The sequence below is a fragment of the Radicibacter daui genome, assembly GCA_030657355.1.
Lineage (GTDB): Bacteria > Pseudomonadota > Alphaproteobacteria > Radicibacterales > Radicibacteraceae > Radicibacter > Radicibacter daui.
In genome coordinates this window covers 2,340,124-2,361,881 of record CP131056.1, presented here as the reverse complement: position 1 = coordinate 2,361,881, position 21,758 = coordinate 2,340,124, and the positions used below count along the sequence as shown (strand labels likewise).

Here is a 21,758-nt window from a genome sequence, read left to right as displayed (position 1 = left end):
GAAGGGCTATGGCACACTTCCTTGCCTAAACGTTTAAGCAGATTCTTTTTCGCGGAATTTCAGCATGTTCACACCGATGAGCCTTAAAGATCGCCAGGCTGTCGTGGCCTCCGCCCGCGGCGAGCGGCCCTTCGACCTGCTGATCCGCAATGCGCTGCTGGCCAATGTCTTTACCTGCGAGCTGACATCGAGCGACATCGGCATCACCTGCGGGCGCTTTGCCTATGTCGGTCCCGCCGGAATCGACCGGCTTGAGGGGCGGCGCGATGTCGATGCCACCGGCCTTGTGGCGGCGCCCGGCCTCATCGACGTGCATCTGCACATCGAAAGCTCGATGGTCACGCCGGCGCGTTATGCCGAAGGCGTGCTGCGCCATGGCACCACCACCGTCATCATCGATCCGCACGAGATTGGCAATGTGATGGGCAAGGAGGGTGTGCGCCTGATGCTGGAGGGCAGCGAAGGGCTGCCGCTGCGCGTTCTGGTCGCTGTGCCCTCCTGCGTGCCCGCCGTGCTGGGCGCCGAGACGACGGGTGCCCGGTTCGATCCGGAAGACATTGCCGAGATGCTGGCCTGGCCGCGTGTTATCTCCGTGGCGGAAGTCATGGATTTTGTCGGCGTGTCGCGCGGCAACGAGCGCATGCTCGGCATCATCGAAGCCGGCGCAAAGGCCGGCAAGACCATCCAGGGCCATGCCCCGGCTGTCGTCGGCCGCACGCTGCAAGCCTATATGGCTGCCGGCGTGGAGAACGACCATGAGCTGCGCGGCGGCGCCGAAGCGCTGGAAAAGCTGCGCCTTGGCCTGCTGCCCTTCGTCAAACTGGGCTCGCACTCCAACCACCTGCCGGCGGTGATGCCGGAGCTCTTGACGGCAAAACATGTCGATATCGCGCTCTGCACCGACGATGTGGCGCCGGGCGATCTCGTCAATGTCGGCCACATGAACCGGGTGGTGCGCGAAGTCATCAAATACGGCGTCGAGCCCGCGCGTGCCCTGCGGTGGGCAAGCCTTATCGGGGCCACGCACTACAATCTGCGCGACCTCGGCGCCATTGCCCCGGGGCGGGTTGCCGATTTCACGCTTTATGACGGACCGGAAAGCCTGCGGGCCGTGGATGTCTATGTCGGCGGCCGGCAGATCGTTGCCGGCGGCGCCCTGATGCGCCGCATCGCCGACCCGCTGGCCGGCCGCGCCACGGCGAATTCGGTAAAGCTGAACCCGCTCACCGAGGATGATTTCCGCCTCGCGGCACCGATAGCCGACGGCACCGTCACCGCCAATGTCATGGCCCTGCAGAAGAACCGGACCACGAAGCTGGAGACAGCGGAAATCCCGGTGCGGAACGGCGCCGTCGATCTGGCGAGCCTGCCGGAAGATATCTGCCTGATTGCCGTCGTGCCGCGCCACGGCCAGACGCACAAACCCAGCCTGTCGCTTATCCGCGGCACCGGCCTTACGGTCGGCGCCTACGGCCACACCGTCGCCCATGACAGCCACAACCTGCTCGTCTACGGCAAGAACGCTGCCGACCTGCTGGCAACCTGCCAGCGTTTGCAGGAGATCGGCGGCGGTTTCGTGCTGAGCCGGGACGGGGCGATGGTGGAGGAGGTGCCGCTGCCGCTCGCCGGGCTCATGTCCTACGAGACGGTCGAGACCATGACGGCGCAGGCAACCGCGCTCAACAACGCTGCCTACGCCATGGGCATCCGCCCGCATGCCACGCCGCCCATCGTGGTGGGGACGGGCCTTGCCCTGCCGGTGGTACCGGCGGTGCGCATTACCGATCTTTATCCGCTGATGGATGTGGCAACGCAGGAGCCGATCCCGCTCTTTCCCGACGCGGCCTGAAACGATCGCCTAGCCGGATACCGCCAGCTGTAGCGCCGCCCGCAGCAGCCGGCGAACGCCATCGCTGTCTGCACCCACCGCCACCCGGGCATTGGCATCCGCCCGCTGCGGCACGCGCAGCTCGCACACGGTCATGCCGCGGGTAAGGCGCCCTTCAAGCTCCACATCCACGCGCGCCGGCGCCAAGGTGACAAGTTCTGGCGCCACCAGCGCCGCGGCCGCCAGCGGATCAAAGAGCGGCATCGGGCGCGACAGATCGGCGGAGCGGATCGAGAGATATCCTTCCAGCATGTCGGCCATGGTTTGCGCGGCGATGCCGGAAAAACCGCGCATCCAGTGCACATCATCGGCAATTACAGGCACCTCGCGGCAGGCGTTGAGCCCGACCATTTCAGTGCGCAACCCCGCCGAAAACACGATATCCGCCGCTTCGGGATCGACCGCGATGTTGAACTCCGCCGCGGCTGTGTGATTGCCGCGATCGGTGGAGCCACCCATCAGCACGATGCGGCCGATCCGGTCCAGAAACCTCCCGGCCGAAACCAGCTGCGCGATGTTGGTGAGGGGGCCGAGCGCCAGAATGTCGCCGCTGCCTTCAGGCAAGGTGGATAACCACTCCTGCATCGCAGCCACCGCATCCCCGGAAGCAAGCTTTCCAGTGGCGACCGGCAAGGAGCGCCCGGCGGTCCGGATACCGGTCTCGCCAAGCACATAGTCTGCCGTCACAAGCTTTTCCCGCAGCGGTGCCGTAGCGCCGGCATGCCAGTCCAGCGCCCAGCCAAAAAGCGCGCTGCTGCCAAAGGCGTTGCGAATGACCTGATCAAGCGGCGCGTTGCCGGCAACAAGACCGACGCCGGCAATCTGATGGTCCGGACTGGCCAGCACCATGGCGATGGCGGCGATGTCGTCAAAACCGAGATCGGTATCGATCCACATACCGCGGCGGCCCATCATGCGCCGGCACCGGCCGGGATAAGGGCGGCGCCGGCAAGCGGCAGGTCGAAGCTGACTTCGGAGCCGGCAGGGATGAAATTGCTGCCCGCTGCCGCGCTTGCCTTGATGGTGCCGCCGGCGCTGTCGATCAGATATTCAACGCTGTCGCCCTGATAGGAGGCGCCACGCACCGTGCCGCTGTAAGGCCCGCTGCCGAGGGTCACGGCCTGCGGGCGCCAGGCCAGAGCCTGCACCCCGGCACCCGGCTGCTGCACCAGCGGCAGTTTGCTACCGTCACCGGCCGCCAGCTGATTGCCATCGACGGTGAAGACATTTTCAAAGCCCATGAAGGTGGCAACGAAGGGCGTTGCCGGAGCGGCGTAAAGCGCCTGCGGCGTGCCAAGCTGCTCGATGCGGCCCCTGTTCATCACGGCGATGCGGGAAGAAAGCGCCAGCGCCTCGCCCTGATCATGCGTCACATAAATCATGGTGATGCCGTACTCGCGCTGCAGGCGCATAAGCTCGGCGCGCATCTCGATGCGCAGACGAGCATCGAGGTTGGAAAGCGGCTCGTCCAGCAGCAACAGGCGCGGACGCACCGCCATGGCGCGGGCAAGGGCGACACGTTGCTGCTGGCCGCCGGAAAGATCGGTCGACAGGCGATGCTCGAAGCCGGCAAGGCCGACGGCCGCCACCATCTCTTCCACCCGCGAGCGGATGACGGCGGCGCTCTCCTTGCGGGCGCGCAGGCCGAAAGCGACATTCTCGAACACCGTCAGATGCGGGAAGAGCGCATAGGACTGGAAGACGAGCCCGACGCCGCGTTTGTTGGGCGGCACCGCCGTCACATCCTCGCCCGCCAGCAGGATGCGCCCGCTGCGCGGCGTGAGCAGGCCGGCAATAGCCCGCATGGTGGTGGACTTGCCACAGCCGGAAGGGCCGAGGAAGGAGACCAGCTCGCCTTCCTTCACGCTCAGCGACATGCCTTCTACCGCCGGCGCGCCGCGCCCGTAGGCCAGGGTCAGATGATCGAGAACCAGAAGCTCGTTCATGGGGGCAGATGTCCGTCACATATAGCGGGAAAGGCCGAGCAGCCGCTCGGTCAGGAAAACCATGAGCATCGCGCCGAGCGCGAGCAGGGCGGAGAGGGCGGCGATCGAGGGGTCGTAGGTATATTCCATGTACCAGAGCATCTGCGTCGGCAGCATGGAAACGCCGGGGCCGCTGAGGAACAGCGAGACCGGCACCTGATTGAAGGAGGTGATGAAGCTGAGCACGAAGGCGGCGAGAATGGCGCCCCGGATGTTGGGCATCACCACCGCAAAGAAAGCGCCAAGCCGGCTGCGGCCGAGCAGCACCGCTGCCTCCTCGATATCGCTGCGCAGATTATCAAGGCTCGCCGACACCACGCGCACCGCATAGGGGATAAGCAACGTGGTATGGCCCAGCAGCAGCGTGATCTCGACCGGCGCATTGAGCGTGAAGACCACATAGCGCAGCAGGGCGAGGCCAATGATGATGCCGGGTACGATGAGCGGCGCGGAAACCAGCGTGCGGATGGTCTCGCCGAAGGGCAGGCGGTAGCGGGCGATGGCGTAGGCAACCGGAACACCCAGCACCAGCGCCAATAGCGTGGCGCCAACACCGACCCAGACGCTCAGCACGAAGGAATGCTGGAATTCCGGGATGGTGAAGATCTTGATGTACCAGCGCAGCGACCAGCCTTGCGGCGGGAAGGTCAGCGTATCGCCGGCGCTGAAGCCCGCGGCCACGATGACGACGAACGGCCCGAGCAGGAACAGCAGCACCAGCCACAGCAGGGAACGAGAGAGAAACTGCATCAGCGGGCCTCCTGCCGCTGCCGGGGCGTTGCCAGCCGGCGCAAGAGCTTGTTGGCGGCAAGCGTCGTGATGACGAGGATCACCGCGATGACGGCTGCGCCCGTCAGGTCATTGGCGACATTGATGCGCTGGTAAAGCAGGGTCTCCAGCATCATGACCTTGGAGCCGCCGAGGATGGCCGGGGTGATGTAGGCGGTAACGCTGCCGGTAAAGACGAGCGTGCCGCCAACCACCAGCCCCTCCCGCGTCAGCGGCAGGATGACCTTGAACAGCACCATGAGGCGCGAGGCGCCCAGCAACTGGGCTGCGGGAATAACGTCGCGCGGCAGATTTTCGAGCGCGGAGAGCAGCGGCAGAACCATCAGCGGCAGGAAGAGCTGCACAAGGCCGATGAAGACCGCCGTTTCGGTAAAGAGCAGCCGCAGGGGGCTGTCGATGATCCCGAGCGAGGTGAGAACGGCATTGAGAAAGCCGGTGCGCCCCAACACCACAATCCAGGCGTAGGTGCGTGCCACCGGCGAGATCATCAGCGGCAGGATGACGAAGCCCGTCAGCATGCCGCGCCGCTCCTTGGTATAGGAGAGCACCCCGAAGGCGGTGATGTAACCGAGCACGACGCAGGCTGCGGTAACCGTCGCCGCCAGCCGCAGCGTGCGCCAGAAGATGGTGCGATTGAGTTCGGAGCTGAAGAAGCTGGCGAAATTGCCAAGCCCCCAACCTTCCGGCAGGGCAAGGCTGCGGGTCAGCAGTACCATCACCGGCAGCACAAACAGCACCAGCAGAAACACCAGCGCCGGCAGGGTCAGCAATACCCCGGTCGATCGTTTTTCAAACATTGGCCTTAACCATTTGCCTTTCGACCACGGTCCTTGTCCCTGCCGGCGCTGTCACGAGCCGCTTACTGGCTGATCTTCGCGTTCCAGTCCTTGATCCACTGCTCCTGGTGAGCCAGCAGATCAGCCGGTTTGATGAAGCTGATGGAGTTGATCTGGTCGGCGCCATAGGTCATGAGCGCGCCCTTGTCGGCTTCCAGCCTGGCTTCCTTGTTGGCCGGGCTGTCGACGAGGGCATTGCCGAGCGCAGTCTGGGTTTCGGTGGAAAGCCACTTGTCGATGAGCTTCAGCGCAAGGTCCGGGTGCTTGCTGCCCTTGACCATGCTCAGCACATTCATGCCGCCGGTCTGGCCTTCCTTCGGCGTCGCCCAGGCAAGCGGCAGGCCGGTCTTCAGCAAGTTACCCCAGGCATAACGGCCGGTCGGGGCCAGCCAGATTTCTTCCTGCGCGAAGAGGGTGGTGAGTTGGGAGGAGCGCTCATAGAAGGTGACGATGTCGCCCTTGGCGTCCGCCAGCTTCTGGATCTCGTTCGCGTAGCTCACATCCTTGTCGCCGGCGGCTTCCGCCAGCATGTGCAGGATGAGCGGCCCCTGCGTGGTGGTAATGTTCGGAACGGCGACCTGGCCTTTGGCCTTGTCGGACAGAAGATCAGCCCAGGAATTGACGGTGCCGAACTTGTCGGTGCGGTAGACGATGCTGGTGGCATAGATGGTGTAGCCAACTGCCATCTTGTTGCCGACCGGGTCCTTGGCGCTGTCATAGAGCTTGTCGTAGTTGCTCAGCTTCGACGTATCGATCGGCTGCAGCAGGCCACGATTGGCGGCGTCCAGGGCGCCGAAATCGGAAAAGGCGACCAGATCATACCCGTCCGGATTGGCGGCAATCTTGGCCAGACGCTCGGCATTGTTGCCGATATCGACCACCACCTTGCAGCCGCACTCGGCCTCGAACGGGTCGAAGAGGATCTTGCGGAAATCGTCCTGGGCAATGCCGTAGGTCGAAACGGTAAGGGTCGGGGTGTCGGCAAGCGCGGTGCCGGCCAGCAGGATGCCGGCTGCGCCAAGGGCGATGGACTTCAGCATTTTATCAACTCCGCAAGGACAGGGCTTCAGAGAGGTAGGGCCTGGTTTCGGCCCGGAGTGCCGGAGGTTTACGGGGGTGGCATCCCGCGTCCTTCAGCCTTTGTTGATGGGTGTGGGCGGCGCGTTGGCGGTGGAGGCGCGCTCGGCGATACTCATCGGCACGATGACGCCAGGCTCGCGCTCGCCAAGCGCAATGCGCACGGCTTCCATGGCGATGGTCTGCACATCCTGATGAACGGAGGTGAGGGCGGGCGTCACCAACTCCGCCCACACGGTATCGTCAAAGCCGGTGACCGACACATCGCCCGGCACGTTGACGCCGCGCTGGCTCAGCGCCTTGAGCGCGCCGATGGCAAGCGTGTCGGAGACGGCGGCAACGGCCGTCATGGCAAGGCGCCAGTTCTGCTGGGTACCGAGGCTGCCGGCCGCAATGCCGTACCCGGAATGGTGAATGCTGATGTCGACGCCGGAGGCCTCGGCAAACCGCGAGCGAAAGCCTTCCGCACGAAGCTGCGCCACGCGGGAGCGCGTCGGCCCGGCCAGCAGCAGGATGGTGCGGTGGCCGAGCGAGAGCAGATGCTCCGCCATCAGCCGGCCGCCGGCGTGATGGTCGCTGGCAACCGCATTGCCCGGCGTTTCCGAGCTGTCGATCAGCACGGTCGGGATGCCCATGTCCGGCACCGCGCTGCCATGGCAGGGGATAACGATCACCGAACCGGCGCCGCGCGCCGCCAGATGCTGGATCGCCTCGTTCTGCCGGCCCTCGTTATTGTGGGAGTCGGCGAGCAGTACCCCGAAACCGCGGTGATAGAGCTCGCTCTCGATCTCCTGGGCCAGCGACGGGAAGATGGGGTTGGTGATGTTGGGCACCACAAGGCCGACAAGGGCCGACCGCCCGGTGCGCAGGCTGCGCCCGGCATGGGAGGGCACGTAGCCCATCTCGGCCGCAACAGCCTGAATTTCCTCAACACGCTTTTGCGAAACCCGGCCACGGCCGGTAAGGGCATAGGAAACGGTGGCGGTGGAAACCCCCAGCCGCTTCGCGATCGCCTCGATCGTGATTTCCCGCTCAGCCACCTGCGCCCCCAACAGTTTTCGCCGGCCGTGATGCGTACCGAAGCGCCATGCCGACAGGTGAATGGCTTAATCGATTAAGCAATATTTCTGAAACAATGTCGGCGGTGCGGTTTTCTGTCAAGACCGCGATCAAAGCTCTCGGCGTGGCGGCCGGCATGCGCTAACCATGCGGGGCACATTCCAGGAGCCGGCGGCACTTCCGCCTCAGGCCACGCCTAAAGCCTCAAAGAGTTTTCATGTCCCTGCCGCACGACCCCGAACAAGTTCTCCATGATGTCTTTGGTTATCCGCGCTTTCGCGGTCCGCAGAAGGCGATCATAGAGCATGTGGTCGGGGGCGGGGACGCGCTGGTGCTGATGCCCACGGGCGGCGGCAAGTCCCTCTGTTACCAGATCCCGGCGCTCTGCCGGTCCGGTGTCGCCATCGTCGTCTCGCCGCTGATTGCGCTGATGCGCGACCAAGTGGAAGCGCTGCGCCAGCTTGGCGTGCGGGCCGGCGCGCTCAATTCTTCTGTCGAGGCGGACGAAGCGCGGGCGACTCTGCGCGCCATGCATAATGGCGAGATCGACATCGTCTACATGGCGCCGGAGCGCCTGCTGGCCGATGACATGCTGGACCGGCTGGATACCATCCCGCTTTCGCTCTTTGCCGTCGATGAAGCGCACTGCGTCAGCCAGTGGGGCCATGATTTCCGCCCGGAATATCGCGGGCTCGACCTGCTGGCCACACGCTACCCGCAGGTGCCGCGCATCGCACTGACGGCAACGGCCGACGGCCCGACCCGGCGTGACATCGTGGAGCGACTGGCGCTCGGGCGCGGTGAGGTTTTCGTCTCCGGCTTCGATCGGCCCAACATCCGCTATCTCGTCGAGCCGAAAGCCAGCACCAACAAGCAGCTGGAGGATTTTCTCGACAGCCGGCCGTCCAGCGAAAGCGGCATCATCTACTGCATGTCGCGCTCCAAGACAGAGCGCACCGCGGAATGGCTGCGGGACAAGGGCTATCACGCGCTGCCTTACCATGCCGGGCTTGATGCCCGCGTGCGCGCCGACCATCAGGACCGCTTCCTCAAGGAAGAGGGGCTGATCATGGTGGCGACCATCGCCTTCGGCATGGGGGTCGACAAACCGGACGTACGCTTCGTCGTCCATCTCGACCTGCCCAAGAACCTTGAGGCCTATTATCAGGAAACCGGCCGCGCTGGCCGCGACGGGCTACCATCGACCGCGCTGCTGCTCTATGGCGCGCAGGATGTGGCCAAGGTCTTCAGCTTCATCGAAGGATCGGAAGCGGCCGAGGAGCAGAAGCGCATCGAGCGCAACAAGTTCTCCGCGCTGCTCGGTTTTTGCGAATCTGCGAGATGCCGCCGACAGATCCTGCTCGAATATTTCTCCGATCATCTCGATCAGGGCTGTGGCAACTGCGATACCTGCCTCAACCCGGTGGAAACCATCGACGGCACGGTGATCGCCCAGAAGCTGCTCTCCTGCGTCTACCGCACTGAGCAACGTTTCGGCGCCGGCCACATCATCGACATCCTGCGGGGCGGCGACACCGACCGCATCCGCCAGTACGGGCATGACAAGCTCTCCACCTACGGGCTCGGCACCGACCTTTCCAAGAGCGAATGGCAATCCGTCATTCGCCAGCTGGTAGCCGCCGGCCTGCTGGTGGTGGATGTCGAAGGGCATGGCGGCCTCCATCTCGGCCCCGCCGAACGCGTGCGCCCGCTGCTGCGCGGTGAGCAGCAGCTGGAAATCACCCGGCCGCGCAAGGACAAGGTCCGTGCCCGCGAGTCCGGCGCCAGCCGCACAGTGCCGGAACATGCAAGGCCGGTGTTCGAGGCACTGAGGGGCTGGCGCAAGCGCCTTGCCGAGACGCAAGGCGTGCCGCCCTACGTCATCTTCCACGACGCAACCCTGCTCGCCATTGCCGAAAGCGGGGCCAGCAGCCTTGCCCACCTTGCCGGAATCTCCGGTATCGGCGCGGCAAAACTGGAGCGTTACGGCGACGGCGTGCTGGAAGTTCTGGCGGCGGAACGGGCCGTTTGAGCCAAGTGTGAGGGGGAGGCTGGAAGGGGCCTTCCGGCGGTGGTATAGCTCCGGCCCTTTTGCCTCTCTCATGCCGGAGCCGACGCGCCATGAGCGCCCATATCGCCCCCTATACGCGCCAGGAAATCATGGAGCGTGCCCGCGCCCTGATGCGCCTTGCCGGGCCGGTGGTGGTCTCTCGCCTTGCCGTCGTCGCCATGCTGGCCATCGATGTCGTCATCCTTGGCCGGGCAGGGCCTGACCAGATGGCCGACTTCATTCTCGGCGCCACGCTTTATGACTGCCTCGTACCGGTGCTGATCGGCCTTTTGAGCGGCGGTGCGGTGATTGCTGCGCGCTCGGTTGGCCAGGGTCATCCCCAGCGCTGCGGCGCAGTCTGGCGGCGCTCGCTTTTCCTCGGCTTCACCGTTGCCCTTGCCATCGCCATGGGGCTGCAGTTTGCCGAGCCGCTGCTGCGCCTTTTGGGCCAGACGCCGGAGATGGCGGCCTCCGGTGCGCCGGTAACCCGCCTCATTGCGCTCGCCTTGCCTTTCGTTGGCCTCTACATCGCCAGCACCTCGCTTCTGGAGGCGCTGAAGCGCCCGCTGCCGGGCATGGTTGCCATCATCATCGCCAATGTGGTGAACGCCGCCGTCAACATCGTGCTAGTGCATGGCAAGCTCGGGTTCCCGGCGCTTGGCGCGCTCGGCGCGGCCACGGCAACGCTGGTCGTCAACATCCTGCTGGCAACCGGCATGGCCGCCTATGTCTGGTGGATGCCGAACCGGGATTTCTACGGCATTCGCAAGCCCGAGCACGGGCCCGCCGGCATCGGCACCGAACAGCGCCGCCTTGGCTATGCCACCGCCGTCAGTTCCGGTTTCGAAGCCTCGTCCTTTTCGGTGCTCACCCTCATTGCCGGCATGCTGGGCACGCTGGCGCTTGCCGCCCAGAGCGTGGCGTTCCAGTTCCTGCTGCTGCCCTTCATGGTCTTCCTTTCCTTTGGCGTCGCGGCGCAGGTGGAAGTGGGGCATGCCTGGGGACGGGGAGACCGGCGCGTGATGGCGCTTTCCGGCTGGATGGGCCTTGGCATGGGCGCGGCCATTCCGGCAGCGCTCGCCGTCCTCTACATGACCATCCCCGAGCCCATGCTGGCGCTCTTTACCGATGACCGCGACGTGATCGGCCTTGCCGCACCGCTGCTGCCCTGGGTGGCGGTGGCGCTGCTGACCGATGGCGGGCAGGTGGTGATGAACCTCTCCTGCCGCGGCCGGGGCGATGCCTGGTTTCCCACCGCCTGCCACTTCGGCAGCTATTATGGCGTGATGATTCCGCTCGCCTTTATCCTGACCTTTCTGGCCGGGCAGGGGCAGACCGGAATCTTCCAGGCGGTTTTCCTGGCAAGCCTCGTTTCCTTCAGCGCGATGGCCGGCCGTTTCTGGTGGCTTTCGCACCGGATTTCTCCAGCAAAACCGGCGCGTACGGGCTGATGACTTCCAAATGATTTCATAGCGCTGACACGCGTTGCTGCGCGTGCTAAACAAGCTTCCCCAAGTGTGTACTGACCAGACGGATTACGTGACTTGACCGACAGCGCCGCTACTCCCAATAGCGCCATCAATCCCGTCACCATCGAAGAGGAAATGCGCCGCAGCTATCTCGATTACGCCATGAGCGTGATCGTCAGCCGCGCGCTTCCGGATGTGCGTGACGGCCTCAAGCCGGTGCACCGCCGTATCCTCTTTGCGATGAAGGAAGGCGGCTACGACAGCACGAAATCCTTCAAGAAATCCGCGCGCGCCGTCGGTGACGTCATGGGTCAGTATCACCCCCATGGCGACAGCTCGATCTATGAAGCCATGGTGCGTATGGCGCAGGATTTCTCCATGCGCGTGCCGCTCATCCAGGGCCAGGGCAATTTCGGCTCCATGGACGGCGACCGTGCCGCCGCCATGCGATATACCGAAGCGCGCCTTGCCAAGGCCGGCGAGGCACTTCTGGAGGATATCGACAAGGACACCGTCGACTTCCAGCCGAACTATGACGAAAGCATTCTGGAGCCGACCGTTCTGCCGGCGCGTTTCCCGAACCTGCTCGTCAACGGCGCCGGCGGTATCGCTGTCGGCATGGCGACCAACGTGCCGCCGCACAATCCGACCGAAGTCATCGATGCCTGCATAGCCTATGTCGATAATCCCGAAATCTCGACCGACGAGATGATGGAGATTGTCCCGGGCCCCGACTTCCCGACCGGCGGCCTGATTGTCGGCCGCGCCGGCGCGCGGGCTGCGGCCCATACCGGCCGCGGCTCGGTCATCATGCGGGCGCGTACCCATATCGAGCAGCCGCGCAAGGACCGCGAAGCCATCATCGTCACCGAGATCCCGTATCAGGTGAACAAGGCCCGCATGGTCGAGCGCATCGCCGAATGCGTGCAGGAAAAGCTGGTTGAAGGCATTTCCGACCTGCGTGACGAGTCCGACCGCGATGGCGTCCGTGTGGTGATCGAGCTGAAGCGCGATGCCACGCCGGATGTCGTGCTCAATCAGCTCTTCCGTTATACGCCGATGCAGACCAGCTTCGGCGTCAACATGCTGGCGCTGAAGGGCGGCCGTCCGGAACTGATGGGCCTGCGTGAGGTCGTGGTGGCCTTCGTGGAGTTCCGCGAAGAAGTCATCACCCGCCGGACTATCTTCGAGCTCAACAAGGCCCGCGAACGCGCCCACGTCGTGATCGGCCTTGCCGTTGCCGTCGCCAATATCGACGAGATCATCCGCATCATCCGCGAAGCCGCCGATCCGCAGGAGGCGCGGGAAGCGCTGACCTCGCGCAACTGGCCCTCGCGCGAAGTCGCGCCGCTCATCCGGCTGGTGGACGATCCGGCGAGCCTGCTGCTGGAAGACGATACCTACCGCATGACCGAGGCGCAGGCCCGCGCCATCCTCGACCTGCGCCTGCATCGCCTGACTGGCCTCGAGCGCGACAAGATCGCCGAAGAACTCAACGAGATCGTCGCCCGCATCCAGGAATATCTGGCGATTCTCGGCAGCCGTGTGCGCCTGATGGAAGTGCTGCGGGCCGAGCTGCTTGATATCCGCGAGCGTTTCGGCAACAAGCGCCGCACCGAGATCCTCGACATCGAATTCGATACCGATATCGAAGCGCTGATCGAGCGCGAGGACATGGTGGTGACGGTCAGCCATGCCGGCTACGTCAAGCGCGTGCCGCTCGTCACCTACCGGGCTCAGCGCCGCGGCGGCAAGGGCCGCTCGGGCATGACGACGAAGGACGAGGATTTCGTCTCCGACCTCTTTGTCGCCAATACCCATACCGCGCTGCTGTTCTTCTCCACCCGCGGCATGGTCTACAAGCTCAAGACCTACAAGCTGCCGATGGGTAACCCGACCTCGCGTGGCAAGGCGCTGGTCAATCTGCTGCCGCTGGAGCCGGGCGAGACGATCTCCACCGTCATGCCGTTGCCGGATAACGAGGCCGATACCGAGAACATGTTTGTCATGTTCGCGACCGGCCACGGCACCATCCGCCGCAACAAGCTCAGCGACTTCGTCAACGTCATGGCCAATGGCAAGATCGCCATGAAGCTGGAGGAGGAGGGCGACCGCCTCATCTCCGTGCAGATCTGCCGTGACGATCAGGACATCATGCTGGCAACCGGCGCCGGCAAGTGCATCCGCTTTGCCGTGACCGATGTGCGTGTCTTCGCCGGCCGGTCCTCCACCGGCGTGCGCGGCATCCGCCTTGGCGGGGATGACGAGATCGTCAGCATGACGATCATCGATCATGTCGAAGCGACGCCGGAAGAGCGCGCCGCCTATCTGCGTATGAAACGCAACCAGGACGAGGATGCCGATCTGGCAGCCACCGTCGATCCGGATGTGGATGAGAGCGCCCTTGGCACGCTCAGCCAGGAACGGTTCGAGGAACTGGCGGCCCGCGAGCAGCTCTTGCTCACCGTGACACAGAACGGCTTCGGCAAGCGCAGTTCGTCCTATGAGTACCGGCTTGCCGGCCGTGGCGGCATGGGCATCTGGAACATCGACATGAATGACCGTCTGGGCAAGGTGGTCGCCACCTTCCCGGTCATCGATGGCGACCAGATCATGCTGGTGACCAATGGCGGGCAGGTGATCCGCGTGCCGATCAACCAGGTGCGTATCGCCGGTCGCAAGACCAAGGGCGTTACTGTGTTCCGGGTCTCTGACGGCGAGGCGGTGGTCTCTTGCGCTCATCTGACCGGCGAAGCCGTGGCCGAGGAAGAAGAGACCGAAGGAGCCGCTGGCACCAGCGAAGTGAAAGCATCCGAAACTGGTGCGCAGGCGACTGACGACGGAGCCGGCGAAGGAAGCGACGAATGAGCGGGCTTGTCGGCCTCTACCCCGGCACGTTCGACCCGATCACCGTCGGCCATCTCGACATCATCCAGCGGGCGGTGAAGGTGGTTGACCACCTCATCGTCGGCGTGGCCCGCAATGACAACAAGGGTCCGCTGTTTTCCACCGCCGAACGGGTGGAGATGGTGAAGGCGGATATCGCCGATGCGGTCAAGGGCGGCGCCACCATCGAGGTGCGCCCCTTCGACAAGCTGCTGGTATCGTTTGCCGAAACCTGCGGCGCCCGCATTCTCATCCGCGGCCTGCGTGCCGTCTCGGATTTCGAATATGAATTCCAGATGGCCAGCATGAACTACCGGCTGAGCCCGACGATCGAGACGGTGTTCCTGATGGCGAGCGATCGCCACCAGTTCATCTCGTCCAGCTTCGTCAAGGAAATCGGCCGTTTCGGCGGAGATATCCGCCATTTCGTCAGCCCGCGCGTCGCGGCCCAGGTTCGCCTGCGCTTCGGCCTGCCGGAGCTGCCGCCCAGGGATTGACGGGTTCGCCGGGAGCCGCCGCAGGGGCGCTCCCGGCCAGCTTGTTTCAAAAGGCCAAGCTTTCAGGATACCGGCTTCATGGCCTCTTATGACGTCATCATCATCGGTGCCGGCGCTGCCGGTCTCATGTGCGCCATCAGCGCCGGCCAGCGTGGCCGGCGGGTGCTGCTGATCGACCATGCCGACAAGGCGGGCGCCAAGATCCTGATTTCCGGCGGCGGGCGCTGCAACTTCACCAACATCCATGCCGGGCCGGAAAACTTCCTCTCCGAAAACCCGCATTTCTGCAAATCCGCCCTCGGCCGCTACAAGCCGAAAGATTTCATCGGGCTTGTCGACCGCCACGGCATCGCCTGGCATGAAAAGACGCTGGGGCAGCTTTTCTGCGACCAGTCCTCCCACCAGATTGTCGTCATGCTGCTGGCGGAAGCCGAAGACGCCGGCGTGGAACTTCGCCTTTCGACCAGCGTCACCTCGCTCACCCGCAAGGACGAGTTTGAGGTCGCCACCACGAGCGGTGACGTCACAGCGCCCGCGCTGGTGCTGGCAACCGGCGGCCCCTCGATCCCCAAGATGGGCGCCAGCGGCTTTGCCTATGATATGGCGCGGCGCTTCGGCCTCAAGGTGGTAACGCCGCGCCCGGCGCTGGTGCCCTTTACGCTGGGGGCCAGCGACAGCGATCTGGTGCCCGGCCTTGCCGGTGTCTCGCTGCCGTCTATTGCCAGTATCGGCAAGCGCCGCTTCGAGGAAGCGATGCTCTTCACCCATCGTGGCCTGTCCGGCCCGTCTGTGTTGCAGATTTCGTCCTACTGGAAGGCGGGTGACACCGTCCTCTTCGACCTGATGCCCGGTCAGGACCCGGAGGCAATGCTGCTCGCCCGCAAGCATGAACGCCCCAAGGCCGAGCTCAAGACTATCCTTGGCGAAATGCTGCCGGCCCGCCTTGCACAGGCGCTTTGCCAGCAGCGCTTCGATAACCGGCCGATGAACGAAATCGGCGACAAGAAGCTGCGCGAGATTGGCGGCCTCCTCAAACGCTGGCCTTTCAAGCCGAGCGGAACCGAAGGTTTCTCCAAGGCGGAAGTGACGGCCGGTGGCATCGACACGGGCGAGCTTTCTTCCCGCACGCTGGAGGCCAAATCCGTGCCCGGTCTCTATGCCATCGGCGAGGCCGTGGATGTTACCGGCTGGCTCGGCGGTTATAACTTCCAGTGGGCGTGGGCCAGTGGCTGGTGCGCGGGGCAGGCCGTCTAAGCCCTTCAGCTATCATCAAGATTTCGCGAGCTGTCCTGTTCGGCTGATCTTCATGTACTATATCGCCCATCACGCAGCGTGACATGCCGTCCGACCGGGGAGAGCCTGCCGATGCAGCCCGTGGTGTCCGTGATCATCCCGGCCTTTCAGGCGCAGCGCTATCTGGGTGCTGCCGTGAAGTCGATCCGTGCCTGCGGGCTTGATCCCGAGGCGGTGGAGATCGTTATCGTCAGTGACGATGGCAGCCGTTACGACGCCTTTGACGACGGGCAGGGGCCGTTCCTGTTTCCGGCCCCCGGGCCAGTGCGCAGCGGCGTTGGCCCGGCGCGCAACCGGGGACTTGAGGGTGCACACGGCGAATTCATCGCGTTCCTTGATGCCGACGATCTGTGGTCGGCGCGTTATCTCGAAATCCTGCTGCCGCTTGCGCGCTGTCACGGCGCTGCTTTTGCGCGCACCGCGATTGAAAACGGCGATGGCAGCCTTGTGAGCCTGCTGCCGGAACGCGGGGAGTGGCTGACGCTGGAGGAGCTGGGCCGCACCGGCGCCTCCTTCCGCCCACTCGTGCATCGCGATCTGGTCGGCCGGTTCGAGGCGATGCTGTCACAGGATACGCTGCATGCCGCGGAGCTTCTGGCGCTGTGCGGCGGGGAACTGCCGCTGGCGCCGCGCGTACGCTATCGCCTGCGGCTGCGCCATGGCAGCGTGAGCGCGGAGCTGGATTTCTCCCGCCGGGTCGAGCGCACCTATGACGAGATCATGCGGCGCATCGCTGGCGGCAAGACGCGTATTCCGCCCGAATTGCAGGATCGCGCTCTGGCGCTTTATCGGCAGAAAAAGGCGGACAACCGCGCCTTCATGGCGGCGCTGCCGGTTGCCACCAGTTTTTACGCCTTCATGAGCCGGCGAGCCGAACTCGTCAGCCCTTGACCACTTTAGCGTCCATGAGGCGGAAGAAGGTGTTCATCTCCGGATCTTCCTTCACCAGCTGGAGTTTGCCGGTGATGGTGATCGGATCGTAGGAGAAGTTGATCGGCTTCTTGTCCACATGCACTTCGAGCACCAGCGACGGGCCGACGTGATAATGATAGGGGCAGCTGAGCGGGAAGGGGCCGAACAGGAAGAGTTTCTGCCCCTCGGTCTCACCCAGCGGGAACATGAAGCCCTTGACCGTCACCTGCTTGCCGTCGAGCGCCTCGACCGCCGGGGTGAACTCCGGCTTGGTATATTCGTAGTCGTAACCGTCCTTGTCGACGCCCTTGACGTCAATTTCCTGCGTCTGGCCAAAGACTTTCCAGTCGGTCGCGCCCTTGGGCACGTCCACATAGTCCTTGATGTAGTCGTTGAGGGTCCGGGTCGTGCCGTCGCTGTTTTCCTGGTAGGTGAGCGCGCTTGCCGGCAGGGCTGGAGCCACGGCAATAGCGGCGGCCAGCATCATCACGGCGGCAGACATCCGGACCCTCGAAGACATCAGGCTCTTCCTCTTGCAAGCAAAGCGGCAATATCTGTTCTGGCCGCTGAAATCGCCGGCACCAGCGCCGCGGCAAGGCCGGCAAGCCCGCCCAGCACCAGCAGCCAGAAATCCAGCGCCTGCGGCACCAGCAGCGCCGATGGCAACACCATACCGCCAAGGCTCTTTACCGTCACCGAGAGGAAAAAGGCAATCAGGTGCCCTGCGACCAAACCAAGCAGCGCTCCGGCAAGGCTCAGCACCAACGCCTCCGACAGGATGGTGGCGGAAAGCCGCCCGCGCGAGGCGCCCAGAACCCTGAGCAGCGCCAGATCATAGCGCCGCGCCGTCAGGCTGGAAGCCAACACGGAAAGCAGCATCAGCGCCGACAGGATCACGAAACCAGCGCCAAGCGCGGTGAGCAGCCCGCGTCCGAGCCCCAGCGCGGTGGAAAGCCGTGCCATCTCATAACTCGGGCTTGCCGCCAGCAGGTTTGAGGACCGGTTGAGCTCACGCGGCAGGTTCATGATCGCGATCGGGCTCTTTACCTTGATGAGCAGCGCCGTCACCTGATGGGCAATCTTCATTTCCTCCGCAGCGTCATCATCATCGGCGTCCGGATGGCCATGAAGCTGCTGCACGCTTTCAACCGAGGTGAGGATAAGGCGGTCCAGCACTGTGCCGGTCGGCTTCAGGCGGCCGACGATGGTGTAATTGTGGAAGTGATGCACATCGTCGCCGTCAGCGGCAAATCCGTGCACCCCGGCAAACTCGTCGCCCACCTCAAGCCCGGTAAGCGCTCCGGCCACGGCCTCGAACGGCACGTTCCACTGCCGGCCATCGGCAAGGCTGGCATGGTGCATGGCGAGATAGTCCGGCGTGGTGCCCACGATACGCCAGCCGTGATAATTGTCGCCAAGCGCCAGCGGCACCGCCAGGCGGACAGCGGGATTGTGGCTCACCCGCTCGGCATCCTCCGCCTCGATATTCCCGGTCGGAACATCGGCGTGATAGACGCTCGACAGCACGAGTTGCAGCGGGCTGCCCTTGGCGCCGACCACGACATCCACACCTTCGGCGTTGCGGGCGAGCCCACGATCCAGCGCGGTGGAAATCAGGAAAATGGCACTGAGCAGCGCGATGCCGGCGGCACCAGCCAGTACGCACAGGCCCGATTGCAGGCCGCGCGCCCGGATGGCGGCGAGGGCGAGGGAAAAGGCGTTCATGCCGCGTTCTCCTCGGCCGGCAGCAGATGGATATGGCGTTCGCCAAGCGACAGGATGCGGCTGTCATGGGTTGCGACCAGCAGCGCCGCCCCGGTCTCCTCCGCCTGATCCAGCAGCAACTGCATCACCGCACCGGCATTGGCATCATCAAGAGCGGAGGTCGGCTCATCCGCCACGATGATGGCGGGCCGATTGAGCACGGCGCGGGCAATGGCTGCGCGCTGCTGCTCGCCCTGGCTCAGCGCGTCTGGCCGGCGCGCCGCCTTGCCGGCAAGGCCAAGTGTCGCCAGCAGGCCATCAAGACGCGCCTCATCCACCGGCAGCCCGGCCATATTGGCGGCAAGCGCTATATTCTGCCGCAAGGTGAGGGAGGGGAGCAGGTGCAGGGTCTGGAACACGAAGCCAAAGCGCCGCCCGCGCAGCCGGTCCCGTGCGCCGGAACCGAGCGTATAAAAATCCTGGCCGTCCAGCAGCACAGCGCCTTCCTGCGGAGCCAGCAAACCGGTGAGCATGGAAAGCAGCGTGGTCTTGCCGGCTCCGGACGCGCCGGTGAGCAATATCCGCTCACCGCTGCGGATCACCAGATCGGGGAAAGAAAGGGTCGGCCCGCCAGGCCGTTTCAATCGCAGCCCCGTCGATCTCACCAGTTCCATACCGCCGCGCGCCCTTCGATAATGATACAATGTAACGGACGATATAATGTAACAATTACCGCCCGGGCAAGCCCTTCACATTCAGCTTCGTGCGGCAAAAGGACCCGACCGGGAGCTTTAAAACAAGAAAGCCCGGCTTCGTCATGAGGCCGGGCTTTTCCGTTAAACGCTGTTTGTTCAGTGATCGTGGTGCGCGTGCGGCGGAATCTTGAGCCAGGCCTCCGGGGCCGGACCGTCCGGCGCAATCGGGCCATTGGCATCGCGGCTGCACTGCAGATCGCGCAGGCGGCCATCTTCCAGGCTGTAAATCCAGCCATGCAGCTCCAGCGGCTGGCCCGCTTCCCATGCCTGACGCACGATGGGGGATTCGCCGATGTGGCGCACCTGCTCCAGCACATTGAGCTCGCAGAGCCGGTTCACCCGGTCCTTTTCGCTCTCGATGGCGTCAAGCTCGGCCTTGTTCTTGGAAGCAAGGTCCTGAATGGGGCGCAGCCAGTGGTCGATGAGGCCGCGCTTGATGCTGTCGCAGGCCGCAATCACACCGCCGCAGCCATAATGGCCCACCACCATGATGTGCTGAACCTTGAGGAACTCGACGGCATATTGCAGCACGGAGAGCAGGTTGAGATCGGTCGGGTGCACCAGATTGGCGACATTGCGGTGCACGAAGACTTCACCCGGCGCAAGACCGGTGATTTCATTGGCCGGCACGCGGCTGTCGGAGCAGCCGATCCACAGATAGTCCGGCGTTTGCAGCGCCACGAGGCGCTTGAAGAACATCGGGTCGCGGTCAATCTGCGCCTGCGCCCAGTCGGCGTTGCGGCGAAAGAGATCATCGAGCATCAGAAAATCCAGCCATAAACAGGAAGAACAAGCCGTGCGGTCGCATCCGACCCGCCTCAGCTGACACCCAATTCTGTATCGGCCAGCGGGGCCGGTGTCGGGCTAGGCCCAATGAATACAACAAAGCCGCCAACGAACAAGCAGGCTTCTGTCTTTGCTGCATTTGAAACTGCGGAGATGTGAAAACAACCCGGCCGGGAGCGGCGAAGCCGGCCCGTCAGCAGAGCTCCTCGACCCGCTGAACAAGAGTCGGCGGATTTCGGTACAGATATTTAGGTGGGGTGGTGTGCCCAGCAGGATTCGAACCTGCGACCCGCTGATTAAAAGTCAGCTGCTCTACCGACTGAGCTATGGGCACGCTGCTTCATGAAGTTGCCTTGGCGGCGAAGCGCGGCGGACAATATGGCGCACGCCCGGCTAGGTCAACCCGGAATGATCTTCAGCATCGCACCGGCCACCTGCGGTTCGGCAAAAGCCTGCCCGCGGCCCAGCAAAAGCCAGTCAAACTGCTCGAAACTGGCAAACAACGCCTCCAGCGCCTGTAACGCCAGACCGGCGGGGTTTGGCGCGAACATCAGCTCCGGCACGCTGGAGGCGGCCGCCATGATGTCGCTGATGGAGCGCCTGCCATCGATGAGGCCAGCAACGGCGGTAATCGGCGGCACGGCGTTGACGGTCAGGCCGTTGCCATAGCTGTCGGCAATCTGCACCGGCCGGCTGGCACGGGCGGCGGCGGACCAGGCGGCCAGCATGCCCCCCTCCGGCGCCATGAAGAAGAACGGCACCAGCGAGCGATCGCTGAGGCTCGCCGCACCGGCGCGGCCCGAACGGCTCAGATAAGCGCTGTGGAGCGGGATGTTGCCATGCAAAAGCTCGGCAATCGCCTGCTGCTGCTCAAGGGGTTTTGAAAGCGCCCGGGCGAGCAGGGCGGGGTCTGCCAGGTAACTCTCCACCCGGTAGAAGCTGGCATTGGTGCCGCCTTCAAGGAAAAAGCCGGTGAAACCGGCAACCTTGAGGCCGGCGCCTGCCGCCAGCCCATGGAACTCCGGCACCGTGTAGCTGCGCTCGCGCGGGCTCAGCAGCAGGTCATGCAACTCGTGCTCATCCTTCAAGAGCGCTGCTGTCAGCGACCCGTCGGCATCGGCGTGGCGGAAGGGGTTGGTGGCGGGCAGGTGCTGCACGAGGGAGGATGCAAGCGCCGTCTGCTCGGCGCGGGAAGGGGCCTCGGGTACGCCGAGGCTGGCAAAAAGCGAGCGCATATGCTCGGTCGGATACCGGCCATAGCGCGCATAGACCATGATGCCGGCAACCCCGTCCGGCTTCAGCGTGGCGGCAAGGGCATTCAGCCCCTGCTGCGGGTCGGCCATATGGTGCAGCACGCCGGCACAGTTGATGTAGTCGACGGGGCCGCCGACCAGCTCCGGTGCGGCCTCGATCATGCCCTGCACGAAAGTGACATTGGCAAGGCCGCGCCGGGCGGCACGTTCGCGGGCAACGCCGATGCTTGCAGCGCTCTGCTCCAGATGTACCACGGTGCCGCCGAAGCTCTTGAGCTGCTCGGCCAGAAAGATCGAGCTGTCACCGGTACCGCCGCCGGCCACAAGGGCACGAAATTCCGGCCCGAAAACCTTGGCACCGCGCCAGCCGTGATGGTTGATGCGAGCGAGATATTCCATGGGCGGGCGCAGCAGGCGCGTTGCTTCCTCCGCCGGATCGCGGCGGGGGTAGGGGAAATCCTCATATTGCTGACGGACGGCGGTGTTCCGGTTTTCACTCACCTGATATTCCCCCTCATG

The 21,758-nt window shown here is 64.4% G+C and carries 18 protein-coding genes and 1 tRNA gene; 7 read left to right on the top strand and 12 right to left on the bottom strand.

All coding sequences use genetic code 11. From position 1 onward, the window contains the following. Positions 1 to 76: 76 nt before the first annotated feature. On the top strand, positions 77 to 1,849 hold the full coding sequence (locus tag QTL98_RS11115; protein WP_445678556.1) for an adenine deaminase: 1,773 nt from the start codon (positions 77 to 79) through the stop codon (positions 1,847 to 1,849). Between the two features lie 9 nt (positions 1,850 to 1,858). Here the strand turns inward: QTL98_RS11115 and QTL98_RS11110 are convergent, their stop codons facing one another. The 6 genes from QTL98_RS11110 to QTL98_RS11085 form a co-directional block, all read right to left on the bottom strand. Further along, a complete protein-coding gene (locus QTL98_RS11110) occupies positions 1,859 to 2,803 on the bottom strand; it encodes a nucleoside hydrolase (protein WP_445678555.1) in 945 nt (314 codons plus the stop codon). Further along, on the bottom strand, positions 2,800 to 3,834 hold the full coding sequence (locus QTL98_RS11105) for an ABC transporter ATP-binding protein (RefSeq protein WP_445678554.1): 1,035 nt from the start codon (positions 3,832 to 3,834) through the stop codon (positions 2,800 to 2,802). Before QTL98_RS11105 ends, QTL98_RS11110 begins: the two co-directional genes overlap by 4 nt. Before the next feature lie 15 nt (positions 3,835 to 3,849). Next, positions 3,850 to 4,623 carry an ABC transporter permease gene (locus QTL98_RS11100; protein WP_445678553.1) on the bottom strand — a complete coding sequence of 258 codons (774 nt, stop codon included), beginning with the start codon at positions 4,621 to 4,623 and terminating at the stop codon, positions 3,850 to 3,852. Then, on the bottom strand, positions 4,623 to 5,459 hold the full coding sequence (locus QTL98_RS11095) for an ABC transporter permease (RefSeq protein ID WP_445678552.1): 837 nt from the start codon (positions 5,457 to 5,459) through the stop codon (positions 4,623 to 4,625). The genes QTL98_RS11100 and QTL98_RS11095 overlap by 1 nt, the downstream gene beginning before the upstream one ends. A 62-nt stretch (positions 5,460 to 5,521) precedes the next feature. Then, complete coding sequence (locus tag QTL98_RS11090; protein WP_510637564.1) at positions 5,522 to 6,535, bottom strand: ABC transporter substrate-binding protein; 1,014 nt, start codon at positions 6,533 to 6,535, stop codon at positions 5,522 to 5,524. A gap of 96 nt (positions 6,536 to 6,631) precedes the next feature. Further along, positions 6,632 to 7,615 carry a LacI family DNA-binding transcriptional regulator gene (locus QTL98_RS11085; protein ID WP_445678550.1) on the bottom strand — a complete coding sequence of 328 codons (984 nt, stop codon included), beginning with the start codon at positions 7,613 to 7,615 and terminating at the stop codon, positions 6,632 to 6,634. Positions 7,616 to 7,851: 236 nt separating this feature from the next. On the opposite strand from QTL98_RS11085, the gene recQ reads away from it, so the two are divergent. The 6 genes from recQ to QTL98_RS11055 all read left to right on the top strand — a co-directional run bounded on the left by recQ (position 7,852) and on the right by QTL98_RS11055 (position 16,720). After that, a complete protein-coding gene (gene recQ, locus QTL98_RS11080) occupies positions 7,852 to 9,666 on the top strand; it encodes a DNA helicase RecQ (protein WP_445678549.1) in 1,815 nt (604 codons plus the stop codon). A gap of 89 nt (positions 9,667 to 9,755) precedes the next feature. Continuing rightward, positions 9,756 to 11,135 (top strand): MATE family efflux transporter, encoded by a 1,380-nt coding sequence (locus QTL98_RS11075; RefSeq protein WP_445678548.1) that lies wholly within the window; start codon positions 9,756 to 9,758, stop codon positions 11,133 to 11,135. 93 nt (positions 11,136 to 11,228) lie between these two features. After that, positions 11,229 to 14,021, top strand: a complete 2,793-nt coding sequence (gyrA, locus tag QTL98_RS11070; RefSeq protein ID WP_510637476.1) for a DNA gyrase subunit A — start codon at positions 11,229 to 11,231, stop codon at positions 14,019 to 14,021. Continuing rightward, positions 14,018 to 14,536 (top strand): pantetheine-phosphate adenylyltransferase, encoded by a 519-nt coding sequence (gene coaD, locus QTL98_RS11065; protein WP_445678547.1) that lies wholly within the window; start codon positions 14,018 to 14,020, stop codon positions 14,534 to 14,536. The genes gyrA and coaD overlap by 4 nt, the downstream gene beginning before the upstream one ends. Positions 14,537 to 14,614: 78 nt before the next feature. Beyond that, positions 14,615 to 15,790 (top strand): BaiN/RdsA family NAD(P)/FAD-dependent oxidoreductase, encoded by a 1,176-nt coding sequence (locus QTL98_RS11060; RefSeq protein WP_445678546.1) that lies wholly within the window; start codon positions 14,615 to 14,617, stop codon positions 15,788 to 15,790. 111 nt (positions 15,791 to 15,901) lie between these two features. Further along, on the top strand, positions 15,902 to 16,720 hold the full coding sequence (locus QTL98_RS11055; protein ID WP_445678545.1) for a glycosyltransferase family 2 protein: 819 nt from the start codon (positions 15,902 to 15,904) through the stop codon (positions 16,718 to 16,720). Here QTL98_RS11055 and QTL98_RS11050 read toward each other — a convergent pair. From QTL98_RS11050 to QTL98_RS11025, 6 genes are all read right to left on the bottom strand, one after another. Then, a complete protein-coding gene (locus QTL98_RS11050) occupies positions 16,710 to 17,261 on the bottom strand; it encodes a DUF3299 domain-containing protein (protein ID WP_445678544.1) in 552 nt (183 codons plus the stop codon). The two genes, QTL98_RS11055 and QTL98_RS11050, sit on opposite strands and share 11 nt — an antisense overlap. After that, positions 17,261 to 18,466: an ABC transporter permease gene (locus QTL98_RS11045; protein WP_445678543.1), complete on the bottom strand. Its 1,206-nt coding sequence runs from the start codon at positions 18,464 to 18,466 to the stop codon at positions 17,261 to 17,263. Before QTL98_RS11045 ends, QTL98_RS11050 begins: the two co-directional genes overlap by 1 nt. Then, positions 18,463 to 19,089, bottom strand: a complete 627-nt coding sequence (locus tag QTL98_RS11040; protein ID WP_445678542.1) for an ABC transporter ATP-binding protein — start codon at positions 19,087 to 19,089, stop codon at positions 18,463 to 18,465. The genes QTL98_RS11045 and QTL98_RS11040 overlap by 4 nt, the downstream gene beginning before the upstream one ends. A 207-nt stretch (positions 19,090 to 19,296) precedes the next feature. After that, a complete protein-coding gene (locus tag QTL98_RS11035) occupies positions 19,297 to 19,962 on the bottom strand; it encodes a carbonic anhydrase (protein WP_445678541.1) in 666 nt (221 codons plus the stop codon). Positions 19,963 to 20,244: 282 nt separating this feature from the next. After that, positions 20,245 to 20,320 (bottom strand) — tRNA-Lys (locus tag QTL98_RS11030). Between the two features lie 64 nt (positions 20,321 to 20,384). Further along, positions 20,385 to 21,740, bottom strand: a complete 1,356-nt coding sequence (locus QTL98_RS11025; RefSeq protein ID WP_445678540.1) for a class I SAM-dependent methyltransferase — start codon at positions 21,738 to 21,740, stop codon at positions 20,385 to 20,387. Between the last annotated feature and the right edge of the window lie 18 nt (positions 21,741 to 21,758).

Bases quoted from the DNA above. Each gene is read 5' to 3' on its own strand.
- QTL98_RS11115 (WP_445678556.1), top strand. From the start codon at position 77: ATGAGCCTTAAAGATCGCCAGGCTGTCGTGGCCTCCGCCCGCGGCGAG.
- QTL98_RS11110 (WP_445678555.1), bottom strand. From the start codon at position 2,803: ATGATGGGCCGCCGCGGTATGTGGATCGATACCGATCTCGGTTTTGAC.
- QTL98_RS11105 (WP_445678554.1), bottom strand. From the start codon at position 3,834: ATGAACGAGCTTCTGGTTCTCGATCATCTGACCCTGGCCTACGGGCGC.
- QTL98_RS11100 (WP_445678553.1), bottom strand. From the start codon at position 4,623: ATGCAGTTTCTCTCTCGTTCCCTGCTGTGGCTGGTGCTGCTGTTCCTG.
- QTL98_RS11095 (WP_445678552.1), bottom strand. From the start codon at position 5,459: ATGTTTGAAAAACGATCGACCGGGGTATTGCTGACCCTGCCGGCGCTG.
- recQ (WP_445678549.1), top strand. From the start codon at position 7,852: ATGTCCCTGCCGCACGACCCCGAACAAGTTCTCCATGATGTCTTTGGT.
- QTL98_RS11075 (WP_445678548.1), top strand. From the start codon at position 9,756: ATGAGCGCCCATATCGCCCCCTATACGCGCCAGGAAATCATGGAGCGT.
- coaD (WP_445678547.1), top strand. From the start codon at position 14,018: ATGAGCGGGCTTGTCGGCCTCTACCCCGGCACGTTCGACCCGATCACC.
- QTL98_RS11060 (WP_445678546.1), top strand. From the start codon at position 14,615: ATGGCCTCTTATGACGTCATCATCATCGGTGCCGGCGCTGCCGGTCTC.
- QTL98_RS11055 (WP_445678545.1), top strand. From the start codon at position 15,902: ATGCAGCCCGTGGTGTCCGTGATCATCCCGGCCTTTCAGGCGCAGCGC.
- QTL98_RS11050 (WP_445678544.1), bottom strand. From the start codon at position 17,261: ATGTCTTCGAGGGTCCGGATGTCTGCCGCCGTGATGATGCTGGCCGCC.
- QTL98_RS11045 (WP_445678543.1), bottom strand. From the start codon at position 18,466: ATGAACGCCTTTTCCCTCGCCCTCGCCGCCATCCGGGCGCGCGGCCTG.
- QTL98_RS11035 (WP_445678541.1), bottom strand. From the start codon at position 19,962: ATGCTCGATGATCTCTTTCGCCGCAACGCCGACTGGGCGCAGGCGCAG.